At 44.8% G+C, this 14,479-nt stretch carries 15 protein-coding genes; 1 reads left to right on the forward strand and 14 read right to left on the reverse strand.

Annotated elements, in window-relative coordinates; all coding sequences use genetic code 11:
* Window positions 1–88: 88 nt before the first annotated feature.
* From MKY35_RS21405 to MKY35_RS21415, 3 genes are all read right to left on the reverse strand, one after another.
* Window positions 89–1,669 (reverse strand): peptide chain release factor 3, encoded by a 1,581-nt coding sequence (locus MKY35_RS21405; RefSeq protein ID WP_029518174.1) that lies wholly within the window; start codon window positions 1,667–1,669, stop codon window positions 89–91.
* A 307-nt stretch (window positions 1,670–1,976) separates the two neighbouring features.
* Window positions 1,977–3,533 (reverse strand): glucose-6-phosphate dehydrogenase, encoded by a 1,557-nt coding sequence (gene zwf / locus MKY35_RS21410; protein WP_029518173.1) that lies wholly within the window; start codon window positions 3,531–3,533, stop codon window positions 1,977–1,979.
* Window positions 3,534–3,720: 187 nt separating this feature from the next.
* Entirely contained in the window at window positions 3,721–4,485 is a 765-nt protein-coding gene (locus MKY35_RS21415) for a YwmB family TATA-box binding protein (protein ID WP_342444782.1), read from the reverse strand.
* A 249-nt stretch (window positions 4,486–4,734) separates the two neighbouring features.
* On the opposite strand from MKY35_RS21415, the gene MKY35_RS21420 reads away from it, so the two are divergent.
* Entirely contained in the window at window positions 4,735–5,199 is a 465-nt protein-coding gene (locus tag MKY35_RS21420; protein WP_029518171.1) for a hypothetical protein, read from the forward strand.
* Between the two features lie 75 nt (window positions 5,200–5,274).
* On the opposite strand, the gene MKY35_RS21425 is transcribed toward MKY35_RS21420, so the two are convergent.
* The 11 genes from MKY35_RS21425 to sufB form a co-directional block, all read right to left on the reverse strand.
* Window positions 5,275–5,925, reverse strand: a complete 651-nt coding sequence (locus MKY35_RS21425; protein ID WP_013372995.1) for a response regulator transcription factor — start codon at window positions 5,923–5,925, stop codon at window positions 5,275–5,277.
* Window positions 5,903–6,982, reverse strand: coding sequence for a sensor histidine kinase (locus tag MKY35_RS21430; protein ID WP_165148441.1), 1,080 nt, complete (start codon window positions 6,980–6,982; stop codon window positions 5,903–5,905). Before MKY35_RS21430 ends, MKY35_RS21425 begins: the two co-directional genes overlap by 23 nt.
* 16 nt (window positions 6,983–6,998) lie before the next feature.
* Window positions 6,999–7,646 carry a cell wall-active antibiotics response protein LiaF gene (liaF, locus tag MKY35_RS21435; RefSeq protein ID WP_165148438.1) on the reverse strand — a complete coding sequence of 216 codons (648 nt, stop codon included), beginning with the start codon at window positions 7,644–7,646 and terminating at the stop codon, window positions 6,999–7,001.
* A 149-nt stretch (window positions 7,647–7,795) separates the two neighbouring features.
* Window positions 7,796–8,500: a PspA/IM30 family protein gene (locus MKY35_RS21440; RefSeq protein WP_025718885.1), complete on the reverse strand. Its 705-nt coding sequence runs from the start codon at window positions 8,498–8,500 to the stop codon at window positions 7,796–7,798.
* Entirely contained in the window at window positions 8,500–8,988 is a 489-nt protein-coding gene (locus MKY35_RS21445) for a PspC domain-containing protein (protein ID WP_342444783.1), read from the reverse strand. The genes MKY35_RS21440 and MKY35_RS21445 overlap by 1 nt, the downstream gene beginning before the upstream one ends.
* Before the next feature lie 7 nt (window positions 8,989–8,995).
* Window positions 8,996–9,667, reverse strand: coding sequence for a PspA/IM30 family protein (locus tag MKY35_RS21450; protein WP_013311897.1), 672 nt, complete (start codon window positions 9,665–9,667; stop codon window positions 8,996–8,998).
* Window positions 9,668–9,751: 84 nt separating this feature from the next.
* Window positions 9,752–10,063, reverse strand: a complete 312-nt coding sequence (locus MKY35_RS21455; RefSeq protein WP_013311898.1) for a hypothetical protein — start codon at window positions 10,061–10,063, stop codon at window positions 9,752–9,754.
* A 127-nt stretch (window positions 10,064–10,190) separates the two neighbouring features.
* A complete protein-coding gene (locus tag MKY35_RS21460; protein ID WP_275041147.1) occupies window positions 10,191–11,441 on the reverse strand; it encodes an MFS transporter in 1,251 nt (416 codons plus the stop codon).
* A 129-nt stretch (window positions 11,442–11,570) separates the two neighbouring features.
* Window positions 11,571–12,122 (reverse strand): TetR/AcrR family transcriptional regulator, encoded by a 552-nt coding sequence (locus MKY35_RS21465; protein ID WP_029518165.1) that lies wholly within the window; start codon window positions 12,120–12,122, stop codon window positions 11,571–11,573.
* A gap of 383 nt (window positions 12,123–12,505) precedes the next feature.
* Window positions 12,506–12,745, reverse strand: a complete 240-nt coding sequence (locus tag MKY35_RS21470; RefSeq protein WP_013373004.1) for a NifU family protein — start codon at window positions 12,743–12,745, stop codon at window positions 12,506–12,508.
* Between the two features lie 314 nt (window positions 12,746–13,059).
* Window positions 13,060–14,457: a Fe-S cluster assembly protein SufB gene (gene sufB / locus MKY35_RS21475; RefSeq protein WP_023990245.1), complete on the reverse strand. Its 1,398-nt coding sequence runs from the start codon at window positions 14,455–14,457 to the stop codon at window positions 13,060–13,062.
* Window positions 14,458–14,479 lie beyond the last annotated feature (22 nt).

Here is a 14,479-nt window from a genome sequence, read left to right on the forward strand (position 1 = left end):
TGAGAATAGTCCACTCACATTCACATCGAGTGGACTATTCGTTGTATACACTAAATGACTGAGATCAAACTGTTCTGCTTATTCAATCTTACGGAGCCATTTCTAGAAACTTAGCTGTCGGGTTTTTCTCCATAGCCGTACGCATGGCATACTCGTTTTCGAACAAGGCGACATAATTGCCCTTCTTATCCTTTACCAGCGTAGAGTTAATACGGAACTTGCTCGGGTCAATCTGCTCATCCACAATCCAACGTGCAAATTGGAATGGCATACGCTGAAGCTGTACATCAACTCCATACTCACCCTTCATGCGGTACTCAAATACTTCAAATTGCAGTTGGCCGACAACACCTAATAGCGTATCGTCAAAGCTTACCGTACGGAAAACCTGAATCATACCTTCCTCGGTCAACTGGTCAATACCCTTCAGATACTGTTTGTGCTTCAAGGCATTTTTCACCGTTACCTTGGCAAAAATCTCAGGCGAGAAGGTCGGCAATTCATCAAACACAACCTCGCTACCTTGGCTGAGTGAATCACCAATACGGAAAATACCCGGGTCAAACAATCCAATAATATCGCCAGGAAAAGCCTCCTCGACAATATCACGGTCCTGTGCCAGGAACTGCTGTGGCTGAGACAGCTTAATCTCCTTGCCCATACGTACATGCTTAACACTCATCCCGCGTTGAAACTTACCAGATACAATACGCAAAAATGCAATACGGTCACGGTGAGCCGGGTTCATGTTCGCCTGAATTTTAAATACATAGCCAGTAAACTTTTCGTTTGTTGGCTCAATTTCCCCAGCTGTACTACGGCGTGGCTCCGGTTTAGGAGCAAGCTGAAGGAAGTTTTCCAAAAATGTTTGTACACCAAAATTATTAATCGCACTGCCGAAGAATACCGGTGTTAATTCTCCGCGCTGTACTTTCTCCATGTCAAAAGGGTCACCCGCGACATCAAGCAACTCCAAGTCTTGGCATAATTGGTCATGCAAATATTCGCCCGCCATCTCACGAATGATCGGATCATTGTAATCTTCCACTTTTTGTACTTTAATCGTGGAATGGTCATCTCCCTGAAACAGCTCGACCTGATTTTTGACACGGTCATAGACACCGCACAGCTCGCGTCCTGTACCAATCGGCCAATTCATAGGCACCGAACGGATGCCAAGTACCTGCTCCAACTCCTCCATCAAATCAAAAGGACTGCGTCCCTCACGATCCAGTTTGTTAATGAAGGTGAAAATCGGAATTCCACGCTTCGCACAAACTTGAAACAGCTTAATCGTTTGCGCTTCCACACCTTTCGCTACGTCAATCAGCATGACTGCACTATCTGCTGCTGTTAATGTACGATACGTGTCTTCACTGAAATCCTGGTGACCTGGCGTGTCCAGAATGTTGATGCGGTGACCATTATAATCAAATTGCATCACTGAGGATGTTACAGAGATCCCCCGCTGTTTTTCAATCTCCATCCAGTCACTCGTGGCGTGTTTGCTTGCTTTACGCGCTTTAACTGAACCAGCAAGACGAATCGCGCCCCCGAACAGCAGCAGCTTTTCCGTCAGTGTCGTTTTACCCGCATCCGGGTGAGAAATAATCGCAAACGTACGCCGTTTGTCGACTTCCTGTTGAAGTATATCTGTTGTTTTACTCATTTCACATATCCCTTCATGATCAAATCCATTGCATTCCTGCTCAAGCTATTCATAAAAAGGCCATGATGCACGCCTGTTTTCATAAAATCATCGGCTCTATCGGCTCATTGCCGTTAGCCCCATTATTCGGCGTACCCCGTTACCATATTCATTATAAATACGATCTATTTACATGTTTTAGCCTGCCTTTAACTTATAATCAGTTGCAAACTGAAAACCTGAGACTAAGCTATTATAGCACACTCCGAACGCAAAGCATCCCCTTACGTCCTAAACAGGACATAGGGGGATACAGGACAAAACGGGATTACTGAACGCCGCCTACTCGCCAGATGACATTATCTTCATCCTGACCGCTAACCGGCCACCACTTGAAGCCATCCTGCTCCAATAGCTTGTGTGCACCTTCCGGTCCCCATGAGCCTGCAGCATAGGTTTCCAGCGTATCCGGGGTCTGCTGCCATGCTTTGGCGATTCGATCGACGAATCCCCATGCCGTGGCAACCTCATCCCAACGCGTGAAGTACGTCGAATCACCCTCAATGGCATCCATCAGCAACCGTTCATAAGCCTCCGGTGAGTTGATACCCACCATACAGCTTTGGCAAAAATCCATAGCCAATGGCTCAATATCTGATTCCGAGCCAGGTTTCTTGGCATTAATTTTAATGTAAATGCCCTCCATTGGATTGACCCGAATGACGAGCAAGTTCGGTTCCAGCTTATGCTTTTGACCGAGGTACACGTTCGTTGGCATGCTCTTAAATTCCACAACAATCTCCGTTGTTTTTACAGGGAGACGTTTGCCCGTACGAATATAGAACGGTACGCCAGCCCAACGGAAATTATCAACAAACACGCGTGAAGCAAAATAAGTCTCTGTGTTTGACTGTGGATCAACCTTGTCTTCTTGGCGATATCCCGGCAACTGCTGACCGCGATAACTGCCTTCGATGTATTGACCACGCACCACATTGGTTTTCACATCGTCAGACGTTTCAAAAGGGCGCAGCGAACGCAGCACTTTCACCTTTTCATCACGGATATCCTCAGGCAACAAACGACTAGGTGGCTCCATCGCAATCATCGTTAGCATTTGCAGCATATGGTTCTGTCCCATATCCCGCAAGGCGCCGGAATGATCGTAGTAACCTCCGCGTTCCTCCACCCCTACCGTTTCACTAAGCGTAATTTGCACATTGGCAATATGCTTATTATTCCACAGTGGTTCAAAGAACGCGTTCGCGAAGCGGATCACCTCAATATTTTGTACCATTTCCTTGCCAAGATAGTGATCAATCCGATAAATTTCTTCTTCGGCAAATACTTCTCGTATTTCAACGTTCAATTCTTGTGCAGATTCGAGGTTATAACCGAATGGCTTCTCAATGACAAGACGATTCCACCCTTTGCCATCCATCATGCCGCCATCTTTCAAACTCTTAGACACGCTTCCGAATAATTCAGGAGCCAAGGCCAAATAAAACAACCGATTTCCCGGTATGTTAAACTTGCTTTCTATAGACTCCGTCTGCTGTCTCAACTCATGGAACCCTTCGACATTGTTGATATCAAGCGATTTATATTCAAAATGCTCGGCAAATGCCTGCCAATCTTGATCATTTTCTGCTTTGTAGCGACTAAACTCCTGTATGGAAGCGTACAGGTCATTACGGAATTCTTCCTCTGTGCGAGGACGCCTTGCTACGCCAATAACGGCAAAATCCTCAGCAAGCTTGCCTTCGCGGTACAAGCTGTAAATAGCAGGAAAAAGCTTGCGACGAGCCAAATCGCCCGTAGCGCCAAAAATAAACAGAACTGCGCCTTGCGTCACAACAGATTCTTTAGCAGGTATGTCAGCCATGTAGTACCTCATTCTTCCCATGTCAAGATTCCGCAATCCACAATCCCCGAAATCCGCATGTAGTATTGTGTATATTTATACAAGATCATACTTGATTTTCGAAAAACATGGAACTAAAGATTTGATGATATTTTAGCATATCCTCCATGGATAAGCTATCCGATGAATCATCAATTTACCTTATAAGTCAGTATTCAATCGTGATGAGCGGAAAACCGAGCGTTATACGTGTATCCTGTTGCTCCTTATCTTCATGTACAGCCATCTGCATCTGGACCTGATGCTCACCGCTTTGAATCATTAACGGCAGCTCTGGAGCTTCATAGGATATAGCCACAGTAGTCGCATCCGTATATCTTTCTTTGGCCTGCATGGAGATGTTCCCTGTTAAGCTCGCTTCTGTCAGTTTCAACAGTTGATCTTTGGATTCCTTTGCATGCAGCGAACGCTGAAGGGCCGTGTTCCACTGCGCTTGAATCCCCATAGACTTTAATTGCTCAGCACAGAGTTTATGAAGCTGAATCAACTGCTCACGTCCTGCATCGTTGCTCTCCAGTTGAACGACTACATACCATTGCCCAGTTTGACGTTCCATTACATTTAAGCGGATTTTTAGATCCTCACTATTACGAACAGAACGATAAACCGTGTGTCCATTTTCCACGAGTTTGTTTACTGTGGGTATATTCAGCTGATCAGCTATCTGTGCCGCTACATCTGCCGGCTCTTCATGGTTAGAAATCCAATCGCCTTGCCACTTCACAACCAGCTTATCCAGCGTACCCGGGGCCTGGTCCGAGATGGTTAACAATGAGCGTAAAGCCGTTTCTGCCTCGCGGGAATCATATCGGTTTGTCTGAAGGGTTCCGTAACGCCAGCCAGCCAGTACCAGCACCGTTCCTAATACCAAAATCGTAATAATCCCTTTTCTAATCAACTCTGCTTTTAGCATTATCGTTCCTCCCGCTCCACACAACCATCCGATTCCCACACCTACGCTCTGGATACTTTCTTTTTCGGCTGGTTTGAAATCTATGAATCTATCAATAGCATTCCCGTTGTCAGAGGTTTTATACACACAGCAATACGGCAAAGCCCTTCTAAAATATTCATCTGCCTACTGGGTGTTCGACCATACATCGTAGGCACCATAAGAATAGACTATGATCACAATGCATCTTACACCAAAAGAGGTGAAATCATGTTTCCGATTTATCCTGTAAATGAAGCCAGTGTGGCACCTCATGGTGGACGTCTGGTCTGTGCCGTTATGCGTGATGGTACACGACACATCGGCATCTTAAGTGGGTGTAGCAAAGGCAAGCTGATGTTGAACGGATATCCACCCTCCTTTCCTGGCAGTCTCTATGCCGGGAGCTACAGTAACAAAGGAAAACAAACCCCTAAAAAGATTTCCTCTAAAAAGAAAAAAAGGAATCCTAAAAACAAAGTTCGTACCTCTGCCAAACTAAATGCCTTAATTAAGCCGCCCAATGCACCTCTGAGTCCATCCTTTCCTTATGACGCAGGCGGATTTGCTGGAAATGGCTATAGTAGTTATGGAAATGGCAGAGCAGGCTATCGCGGTGGGTACGGCGGATATGGATACGGTGCAGGGCTTGCACTAGATCTGGCTTTAATCGCCTTTTTATTCCTCCTGATCTAAACACCTTGTTATAGAACACAAAAAACCGGAGAACTATTATCGTCTCCGGTTCTTTGTATTCGTTTATTCTACATTCTACTCTGCTAATCCGTTCTTATAGGCATAGATCGCCGCCTGTGTACGGTCTTCCACTCCTAATTTAGCGAGAAGGTTCGTGACATGGAATTTTACCGTCTTAATCCCGATAATCAGCTCGTCTGCGATATCCTGATTAGACTTCCCTTGTGCCAACAGGCGAAGTACCTCCATCTCACGATCAGTCAGCTCCGTATGGGCGGGCGCTTCAGCCTGTGGCTGGCGGAATCGATTCATCATCTTGGAGGCCACCTGTGACTCTAGTACGGACTGTCCACGTGCAGCTGCACGGATCGCATCCGCTATTTCGGAAGCGCGAGACGTTTTAAGCAAATAGCTGAATGCCCCTGCCTCAATGACCGGATACATTTTCTCATCGTCCAAATAACTCGTCAGCACAATCACCTTTGTCTCTGGAAGCAGACGAGTTACCTGGCGTGTCGTTTCGATGCCATCCATGCCATCCATGACCAGATCCATCAAAATCACATTTGGCTTGTATTCAGAAGCCAACCGTATGCCTTCTTCTCCGCTTCCGGCCTCGCCGACCACTTCAATACCTTCTTCCGTCCCCAGCACCGCCGCAAGACCAATCCGTACCATTTCATGGTCGTCTACCAGCAGTACGCTAATCGGTAATTCCGTTTCCATGATCATCGTTCCTTCCGCTTTCATCATTAATAACTGGCACGGACACCTCAATCCGTGTACCTTTTCCCGGAGCCGTTATATACTGAATAGCCCCTCCAATTTCACTGACCCGCTCCTGCATGGTGGATAATCCATATGAAGTCTGCTTTTTCTCATCCAGTTCAAAACCAATACCGTTATCCCGAATCGTCAGCCTGATGGAATCCGGGCGTTGCACGATACGAATTTCCATGCGGGTTGCTTTGGCATGGCGCAATGTATTAGACATCGCTTCCTGAACAATACGAAACAAGTGGTTCTCAATGCCTTTAACCAACTGTACTCCGCTTTCAATCTCAAAATCAATCTCCATGGGTACCTTTGCCTGCAACTCCTGTACCAAATCACGCAACCCCTGCTCAAGCCTTTTCCCTTCCAGATAGACAGGCCGTAGATGAAGTAGTAACGCCCGCATTTCAGATTGTGCCACAGAAGACATTTCTTCAATTAGTGCAACTTGACGCTGTGCTTTATCAAAATCCTTATCCAGCGTCCTCCCCACAGCCGTCGCGGTCATTGAAATAGCAAATAATTGCTGTGATACGGCATCATGCAACTCTCTGGCCAGCCGCTGCCGCTCCTCCACAATCGCAGTCATCCGTGCCTGTTCCGCCAACTGAGCATTATCCGTGGATAAGCGTTGTAAAGACGTAACTTGTTCCTGCCATTTACGTCCAATCCGTTCCAGCTGCTCTCCCAGTCTACCAAGTTCATCATGCCCTAGGGGCGGCAACTCACGTGCAGGGGTTCCCTTTTCCCACATCAGCAACGTCTCTCTCAACATTTCCAGTCTGCTTTTAAAGCGGTAGCTCTCATAAAATCCGTACATTGCCCCTGTACCAATCAACACCAGTATAACGGCTCCTGCAACTTTCAATATCATTCCCCAGGTTGGAAACGACTTCACATATCCATATGTATACAGCATATAAAAGACAACTACGCCTACAACAACACACAGGAGGATACCTTGACCCATACTGCGGGTTACCATGTTGGACGTTTTTTTATGATTCATCCCGGCTCCTCCTGATTCAATAAAATCGGACGCGGACATCGCCCGCCAAGTACGAAACGACAAACTTCACTTTATATTCACTCTGCTCAAAATGGGGAGACTTCCAAACCAGTCGATTGAGCATCCCCGCCTCATGATCCCGGTCAAACTGAATCTGTCCGAACAGGACGAACATCTCCACCTCTACACCGTAATTATCCGGTAGCGTGATATCAATGTCACCGAAGATCCCTTGTAAAAATATGACGGACTCACGTTCCTCTGGTAGAGCCAACGTCAGATCGGCATCCACATCGCCAACCACATGCCATATGCTTGTGCTACGCAGGCTCCACGGCACTTCATCCCATTTATGATTCGATATAAAATTGTGCTTGAATATGGAGCTTTGACCTTTATGCAGCTTCCTTGAACGTGAATAGAATATAGCTAATGATGCTAGTGTAACTACCACAAACAGGAACAAATGATCCAGCACTAGCAATCCAGCACCAATCGCGAGCATCGTGTAACCCTTTTTGATTTTGGAATTGCGGATCTTATATATTCCGGCTAACATTAGAATCAGTGCAACCACGGAGAGGAACCCAATCCACTGACCGAATAAAATGATAATCCCGATGCCAATCCCTGCCAGTGCCAAGGCTGATTTTCTTCTCTCCATGCTGCACCCCCTTTTTGTTTATACAGGACGGAAAAGCCATAGTGGCGCAACATTCCGCCATATGGCTTTCCCAAACCATACAGATTAGGCACGATCATCGACCAATGTCCATTCCATACAGCATATCATAATGTCTTGTTTCCGAGTAGTCAGTCCTTCTTCATATCGACTGGTTTAGCACCTGTCTGAATTTTGGACTTAAGCTGTTGAAGCTGCTCATCCACTTTAAACTGTTTTTCAGCCTCAGCCGGATTAGTATATGCTTCTCCTGGAGCTTGACGGTATGGAGCACGCAGTACGTCAGCTTCAGCTTCCATTTGCATGATTTTTTCTTCCATACGGTGGAAGCCCAATGAAGCAGACCCACTTTCAATCGTATGCAAACTATTGATTTGAGACATTTGCTTTTTGGCTTTCGCCATTTGAGCACGGGATACTAACTCATTGCGCTTGTTGCGCATTTTATAGAACTCATCTTTCATGTCGTGAAGCTGTTGTACTAATTCTTTTGCTTGAAGCTCAGCTTGTGTATGCAAGTCGCGGTATTCGTCCTGCTTTTGCACAAAATAAATCTTCTCTCCCAACAGCTTGCGCGCTACTTCTTCCTGACCATTTCGCAATGCGGATTCGGCTTGCTTCTCACGCTCATTGGATACACGTACCGCTTCCTCTAAACGCTGTTTCATACGTCGTTCATTCGCCATTTGCTTGGCAACCGTTACCTCAGCCTCGTGAATTTCCGCCTCCATATCGCGCAGATATTGATTCAACATAATAATCGGATCTTCCACTTTATCCAACACTTCATTCACCGATGCTCTTGTCATATCCTTCATTCTTTTAAAGATCCCCATTATTTACGATCTCCCTTCTCAAATTGCTCTACTTTTTTGCGTAACTCTGCCAATTCTTTTTTCATTGCCTTTTTCTCAATATCTTCCATCATGGAATCCAAGTCATTGTTCTGACCTGTGTTAAATTTGGATGGGTTGCGGGCATCTTGACCAAAAAACGGGTTCGAATTGCCATATGCACCGCCCTGATTGTAACCAGTTCCCTGCCCATACTGCGATCTTGTATTGTTACTGCCATAATAGCGTGGATCCTGTTGATGGTAGGGCCCGCTGTCAGGGCCAAATCCTCCATCGAAAGGAGATCTCGGCTCCTTGGAGATAACCAGTGCCGCAATCACATAAATCATAAATGTGGTTCCTGCTGTAATAAAGAAACTGATCACAACCAGAATACGAATCCATGTTGAGTCCATTCCTGTTGCGTCAGAAAGACCGCCACATACACCTGTTATTACTCTATCCCGGCTTGATCTGTAAATTCGGGTCATTATCAATTTACTCCTTCCCGCTGTTGTTCAGCTTGCTTTTCAGTCTCGCCCACTCTTGTTCGAGCAGCGATCCACCGCCTTGGGCATCCTGTGCATGGTCGCCCTCGCCCCGACGTAAATCACGCAGACTCATCGTTTCTGCTTCCATATCGGCTACCCGGTCCTCCAAGCGGTTGAACATTCGGGGAACATTTCGTCCGCCGTATGTACCAGCCCGTTCGTTCATTTGCTGCTGGAGTCTCAACGTCTGTACACGTGCCGCATAATACTGACGCTTGCTGTGTACCGTTTGATATTCTGTCTTTAACGTATCTAGCTGTTGTTCTAGCTCACGTAGTGATTCACGGCTCTGCTCCCACAGTTCTCTATACTGCTCTTCTTTTTCTGCATATAGCATTTTCTCCTGTAGGGCCAGCTTCGCAATATGTTCTTCATCAGCCTTCAAAGCCAGTAGCGCCTGTTCCTCCCGTTTGGTCTGCATGGACAATGCATGATCCAACTGCTGCTTCATCTGTCTTGTATGCATCGCATACTGTTGATGGAGTTTTTCCGCTTCGGCAATTTCCTGGCGGGTATTATACAAGAACTGGTCAATCAGTTGCACTGGGTCTTGGCTTTGTTCCAAATGCTCATTGAAGGTTGCTACTGTGATATCGCGCATTCTTCGAAAAACACTCATTTGCATCTGCTCCTTTCACAATTCGTATCCCCATAATCAAAACTTCGTTACTGCAATATTTCTTCATTCGCTAAACTGCTAAAATCAGTAACGTCTTCTGCGGTCACTCAGCAGGGAAACACCAAATATGATCAACCCGATTGCCAGTAGTGGTCCCAGAAGCCAGGACAGTTTGCCGAGCAAAATCAGTACCCCAAGTACAAGTACGATCCAGCCGAAGAGCGCATTTCCTTTTTTCACACCGTAGTAGCCTAGCATAACCATAGCTATCGGAATTAAGTAACCAATCAGATGTCCTAAAAAGTGACCGAAAAACGGAGTAAACTTACCGAGCAGCATAATCGAACCCAACACGATCAGTACAATGGCTAACCCATTCCCTTTGTTAACTCTCATCATCTCTCACCGCCTTTCACTGTGTCTTGCTTATGTCCTTATTGTACGCTGAACAAGCGTTTGACAAAACGGACCCCAGACGGTTTTTGAACCTAGACCTAAGTCGGGGATGAGTATAGACCTGCGGCTATCCTCCTCTATGCTGTTCTGCTGCACGGGCTATCGAATGTTGCTCACCCGCTTGCTTGGAACGTAGTGAAAGGACGAGACAAGCCAGTAACGCTATAGCTGCAACCATATAAGGCAGATTAATATGAACATCGAACAACAGTCCTGCAATTAATGGTCCAATCACATTACCCAAGCTCGTATAGGATGAGTTCATGCCTGCCACAAAGCCTTGCTCATCTCCGGCCTGCCGCGATAGAGAAGTACTTACTGCCGGGCGAAGGATATCCATAGCCAGAAAAATGATGAAGGTCGTCAGCATAATCATCATGTACTGTTCAGCAAATAGGGTTAGGAAGATGAACAGGCCCCCAATAGCCAAGCAGAGATGAATTACTTTTTTCTCTCCAAAACGATTAATGATCCATCCAAATATAGTTGCTTGGACAACTGCTCCCAAAATGGAGCCTGTCGTTATGATGATGGCAATATCCATCGGTGTGAAACCATATTTATGGTCAACAAACAGTCCAAATACGGTTTCGAAGTTCGCTAACCCAAAAGCAACGACAAATACAATGAGTAAACCCATGAAATATGGAGATTGATATGACTTGGCAAATTGCTGCAAAAGATTTTCTTTTTGACGTGGAAGCTCTCTATTATATTGTTGCTTTTCCTTGCTTAAAGACTCAGGCAGCACTAACAGAGACAAGATAGCTGCTATTCCCGCAGCTCCAGCTGCCGCAAAGAAGGGAATGCGTATTCCATATGTGGCAAGCAATCCGCCAATCCCTGGCCCGATTATGAAGCCTGTGTTGATCGCCGCATTGATCATGCCCATTCCCTTGCCTCTTTCTTCGAACGAGGTCACGTCAGCGACATAGGCCATTATAGAAGGAGTCAGCAACGCTGCCCCTGCTCCACCCATGATTCGTGCTATGAACAGGGTAGGAATGGAATGAGCCAGTCCAAAAACAAGCTCTGATAACATGAAGATGAACATCCCAGAAACAATCAATTTTTTACGTCCATAACGATCAGACAACTTTCCTGACAATGGTGATAATAAAAGCTGAGTCAACGCAAAAGCTGCAACCATCAGTCCCATCGAAGAACCATTCATCCCTAGCTCACTTATAAATTTAGGTAATACAGGGACAACTAAGCCAATCCCCATGAACGCCAAAAAAATGTTAAGCATCAATAACAGCATTGCTCCTCGATTTCTTGTGAGTATAGACATATTTCCACCCTTCCTTTTCCGTATCTCTTTATTCGATATCAGGTAAACTTCATTATCCCTTTTCAAAAAACAATTGAAACTAAAAATGTTTTCTTAGTTTTCATATAAAAAAGTGGCCTCTTCAAATATGCAGCATATTGTTGAGGCTATTTTTTAATTTTCGACCAAACCGAACAACAAAATATCTACAATAGAATAAGTAGCTTCCTCTACCGTCACACTGTTATCCAGAAAGAAACGCTGATCAAGCGTTAAATTTACAGATTCAATAATAAGCTTCATGATCAGAGCCTCATTTTTGTTCACAATAATTCCTTCTCGGATGCCTTCCTGAATTAATGTTCTAATCGGAGACCAATCATTTAAATCGGCATGTACCCTTTTCCATTGTTCAGGATAATACTTTTTCATCTGGTCCAATATCCTTAAATCGTAAAACTTATAATACAGAGGCATGACCCTAATCGACTGCTTAATCTTGTCTAACAAAGATAACTCATTATTTTGGATAATCTGCTCAGTTTTTCGAATCATATCATCATTTGTACGCTCAATAAGTGTTTCTAAAATAAGCGTCTTAGACGAAAAGTTTTCATACAACGTACGCTTGCTAATAGCGAGTCTTTTCGCAAGATCATCCATCGTAAATTTCAATCCATTTTCATGAACTTCATCTACAAAAGCCTCCAAAATTCTTTCCTGCATATTCGTCCTCATTTCTTTCGCGCTCGGTAAACTAGAAAAGTTTTTTCAGTACCATCATCTTACGATAAGATCAAAGCGCTGGTCAAATCCATGTTAACCTTGTTGCCAAAATCATGAATATATAATAAAAAGGGTGATAAAATGCCTTTAAGCATTTTATCACCCTTTTGTGTATGGGCGAGAGGACTAGAACCTCCACGGTTTCCCACTCGATACCGAATACAATATTGATAATACCTTGTTTAATGAAGGATAATAAGCGCTGCTCGTCGATTTCGACCCGCAAGGTAATCTGTCGATGTACTTTGGTATTGAGCAGCGGGATCAACTTCCGTAGCTATGGTCTGCGACAGGACTAACTCAGTTGCTCAGTATCAAGGAATTTAGAACACTTGTACAACTTCTTTAATATCATCAATTTCCTCAAGAATTGCGCGCTCAATAGCAACCTTTAACGTAATCGTAGCACTTGGGCAACCATTGCAAGCTCCCAAAAATCTTAATTTTGCTATACCGTTCTCAACTTCGACCAGTTCAGCATCTCCACCGTCACGCAGTAAGAAAGGACGTAGTTTGAGAAGAACTTCCGATACTTCATCGAATAAAACTCCATTTTCATCCATTATGTCAATTCCTCCCATCTTTTTACCAACCGTCAATTCATACCTTTTTTCACCCTAGATCGTCTGAGTGATCCTTTGCTTTTTGCCTAAGAGTGACCTCTTGATCCGAAAGTTCTCTTATAAGCGTAAGAATAGAGTCTAAAGGTATCATCACACCACAACTTGCGCTCAATCCTGACAGCATATTGAAGCAGAACTGAAGTTTTCGTATCTCTCGGGTAATTTGAGCTAGTTCTGAATCGTCCGAATTATTTTTCTTCATTACTAGCACCTCTTTAGAGAATGATAAAGGTTTGATCTATTAAATTAATGAATCAACCGATGCTTCCTTCCATCTCAAATTGAATCAACCGATTCATTTCAACGGCATATTCCATTGGCAATTCTTTGGTAAACGGTTCAATAAAGCCCATTACAATCATTTGTGTAGCATCTTGTTCTGTAAGCCCGCGGCTCATTAAGTAAAACAATTGTTCCTCGGACACTTTGGATACTGTTGCCTCGTGCTCCAAAGTAATCTGATCGTTTTTAATTTCATTGTACGGAATCGTATCTGATGTTGACATGTTGTCCAATATCAACGTATCGCACTTAATATTGGACTTGGACCCTGCGGAATCGCGGCTGAAGCTGGACAGCCCTCGGTAGTTTACTTTTCCGCCCTGCTTGCTGATGGATTTGGATATAATCGTAGATGTTGTCTCGGGAGCAAGGTGAATTACCTTCGCGCCAGCATCTTGATGCTGATCTTTACCGGCTACGGCAATAGACAGGATGGACCCCTTGGCTCCCCGTCCTTTCAATAATACTGCCGGATACTTCATTGTTACCTTGGAGCCGATGTTGCCGTCCACCCATTCCATTGTGGCATTTTCTTCTGCCACAGCCCTTTGGGTTACCAAGTTGTAGATATTAGGAGCCCAATTCTGAATGGTCGTGTAACGGACACGGGAATCTTTCCGGCAAATAATTTCAATAACTCCACTATGCAGAGAACTGGTACTATAAATAGGTGCTGTACATCCTTCAACATAATGGACAAAGCTGCCCTCTTCGGCAATAATTAATGTCCGCTCGAATTGACCCATATTTTCAGAATTAATACGGAAATAACCTTGTATAGGAACCTCGCACTGAACACCCTTCGGAATGTATACAAAGCTACCGCCTGACCAAACCGCACTATTAAGCGCCGCAAATTTATTGTCGGCGGGAGGGATAATCGTCCCAAAATGTTGCTTAAACACTTCGGGGTATTGCTTTAATGCACTATCCGTATCAAGGAAAATAACGCCCTGATCCTCCAGCTCTTTCCGCATGCTGTGATAAACTACTTCCGACTCATATTGAGCGGATACGCCCGCCAGGAACTTTTGCTCCGCTTCAGGGATTCCCAGCTTGTCAAAGGTTGCTTTGATCTCGGAAGGAACCTCCTCCCAGGTCTTTCCCTGTTTTTCAGAAGGGCGAACGTAATACTGGATGTCATCAAGATTTAGCCCGGTCAAATCCGCTCCCCATTCAGGCATCGGCATTTTGTAGAATTGATTCAAAGCTTTCAACCGAAAATTGAGCATCCACTCCGGCTCTTCCTTGATCCGGGAAATTTCCCGGACAATCTCTTCCGTCAGACCTTTTCCAGATTGAAAAATAGACTGATGCTTGTCGCGAAACCCATATTTATATTCGCCCATATCTGGTGCTTTTTTAGCCATTAGTATCACTCCTTTTTAACCT

It is taken from the genome of Paenibacillus sp. FSL L8-0638 (assembly GCF_038593075.1).
GTDB lineage: Bacteria > Bacillota > Bacilli > Paenibacillales > Paenibacillaceae > Paenibacillus > Paenibacillus polymyxa_D.

Excerpts from the sequence above, each read along its gene's own strand:
- MKY35_RS21445 (WP_342444783.1), bottom strand. The coding sequence starts at position 8,988 with ATGACCCGAATTTACAGATCAAGCCGGGATAGAGTAATAACAGGTGTA.
- MKY35_RS21430 (WP_165148441.1), bottom strand. The coding sequence starts at position 6,982 with ATGAATCATAAAAAAACGTCCAACATGGTAACCCGCAGTATGGGTCAA.
- MKY35_RS21455 (WP_013311898.1), bottom strand. The coding sequence starts at position 10,063 with ATGAGAGTTAACAAAGGGAATGGGTTAGCCATTGTACTGATCGTGTTG.
- sufB (WP_023990245.1), bottom strand. The coding sequence starts at position 14,457 with ATGGCTAAAAAAGCACCAGATATGGGCGAATATAAATATGGGTTTCGC.
- MKY35_RS21415 (WP_342444782.1), bottom strand. The coding sequence starts at position 4,485 with ATGCTAAAAGCAGAGTTGATTAGAAAAGGGATTATTACGATTTTGGTA.
- MKY35_RS21425 (WP_013372995.1), bottom strand. The coding sequence starts at position 5,925 with ATGGAAACGGAATTACCGATTAGCGTACTGCTGGTAGACGACCATGAA.
- MKY35_RS21450 (WP_013311897.1), bottom strand. The coding sequence starts at position 9,667 with ATGAGTGTTTTTCGAAGAATGCGCGATATCACAGTAGCAACCTTCAAT.
- zwf (WP_029518173.1), bottom strand. The coding sequence starts at position 3,533 with ATGGCTGACATACCTGCTAAAGAATCTGTTGTGACGCAAGGCGCAGTT.
- MKY35_RS21405 (WP_029518174.1), bottom strand. The coding sequence starts at position 1,669 with ATGAGTAAAACAACAGATATACTTCAACAGGAAGTCGACAAACGGCGT.
- MKY35_RS21440 (WP_025718885.1), bottom strand. The coding sequence starts at position 8,500 with ATGGGGATCTTTAAAAGAATGAAGGATATGACAAGAGCATCGGTGAAT.
- liaF (WP_165148438.1), bottom strand. The coding sequence starts at position 7,646 with ATGGAGAGAAGAAAATCAGCCTTGGCACTGGCAGGGATTGGCATCGGG.
- MKY35_RS21465 (WP_029518165.1), bottom strand. The coding sequence starts at position 12,122 with ATGCAGGAAAGAATTTTGGAGGCTTTTGTAGATGAAGTTCATGAAAAT.
- MKY35_RS21470 (WP_013373004.1), bottom strand. The coding sequence starts at position 12,745 with ATGGATGAAAATGGAGTTTTATTCGATGAAGTATCGGAAGTTCTTCTC.
- MKY35_RS21420 (WP_029518171.1), top strand. The coding sequence starts at position 4,735 with ATGTTTCCGATTTATCCTGTAAATGAAGCCAGTGTGGCACCTCATGGT.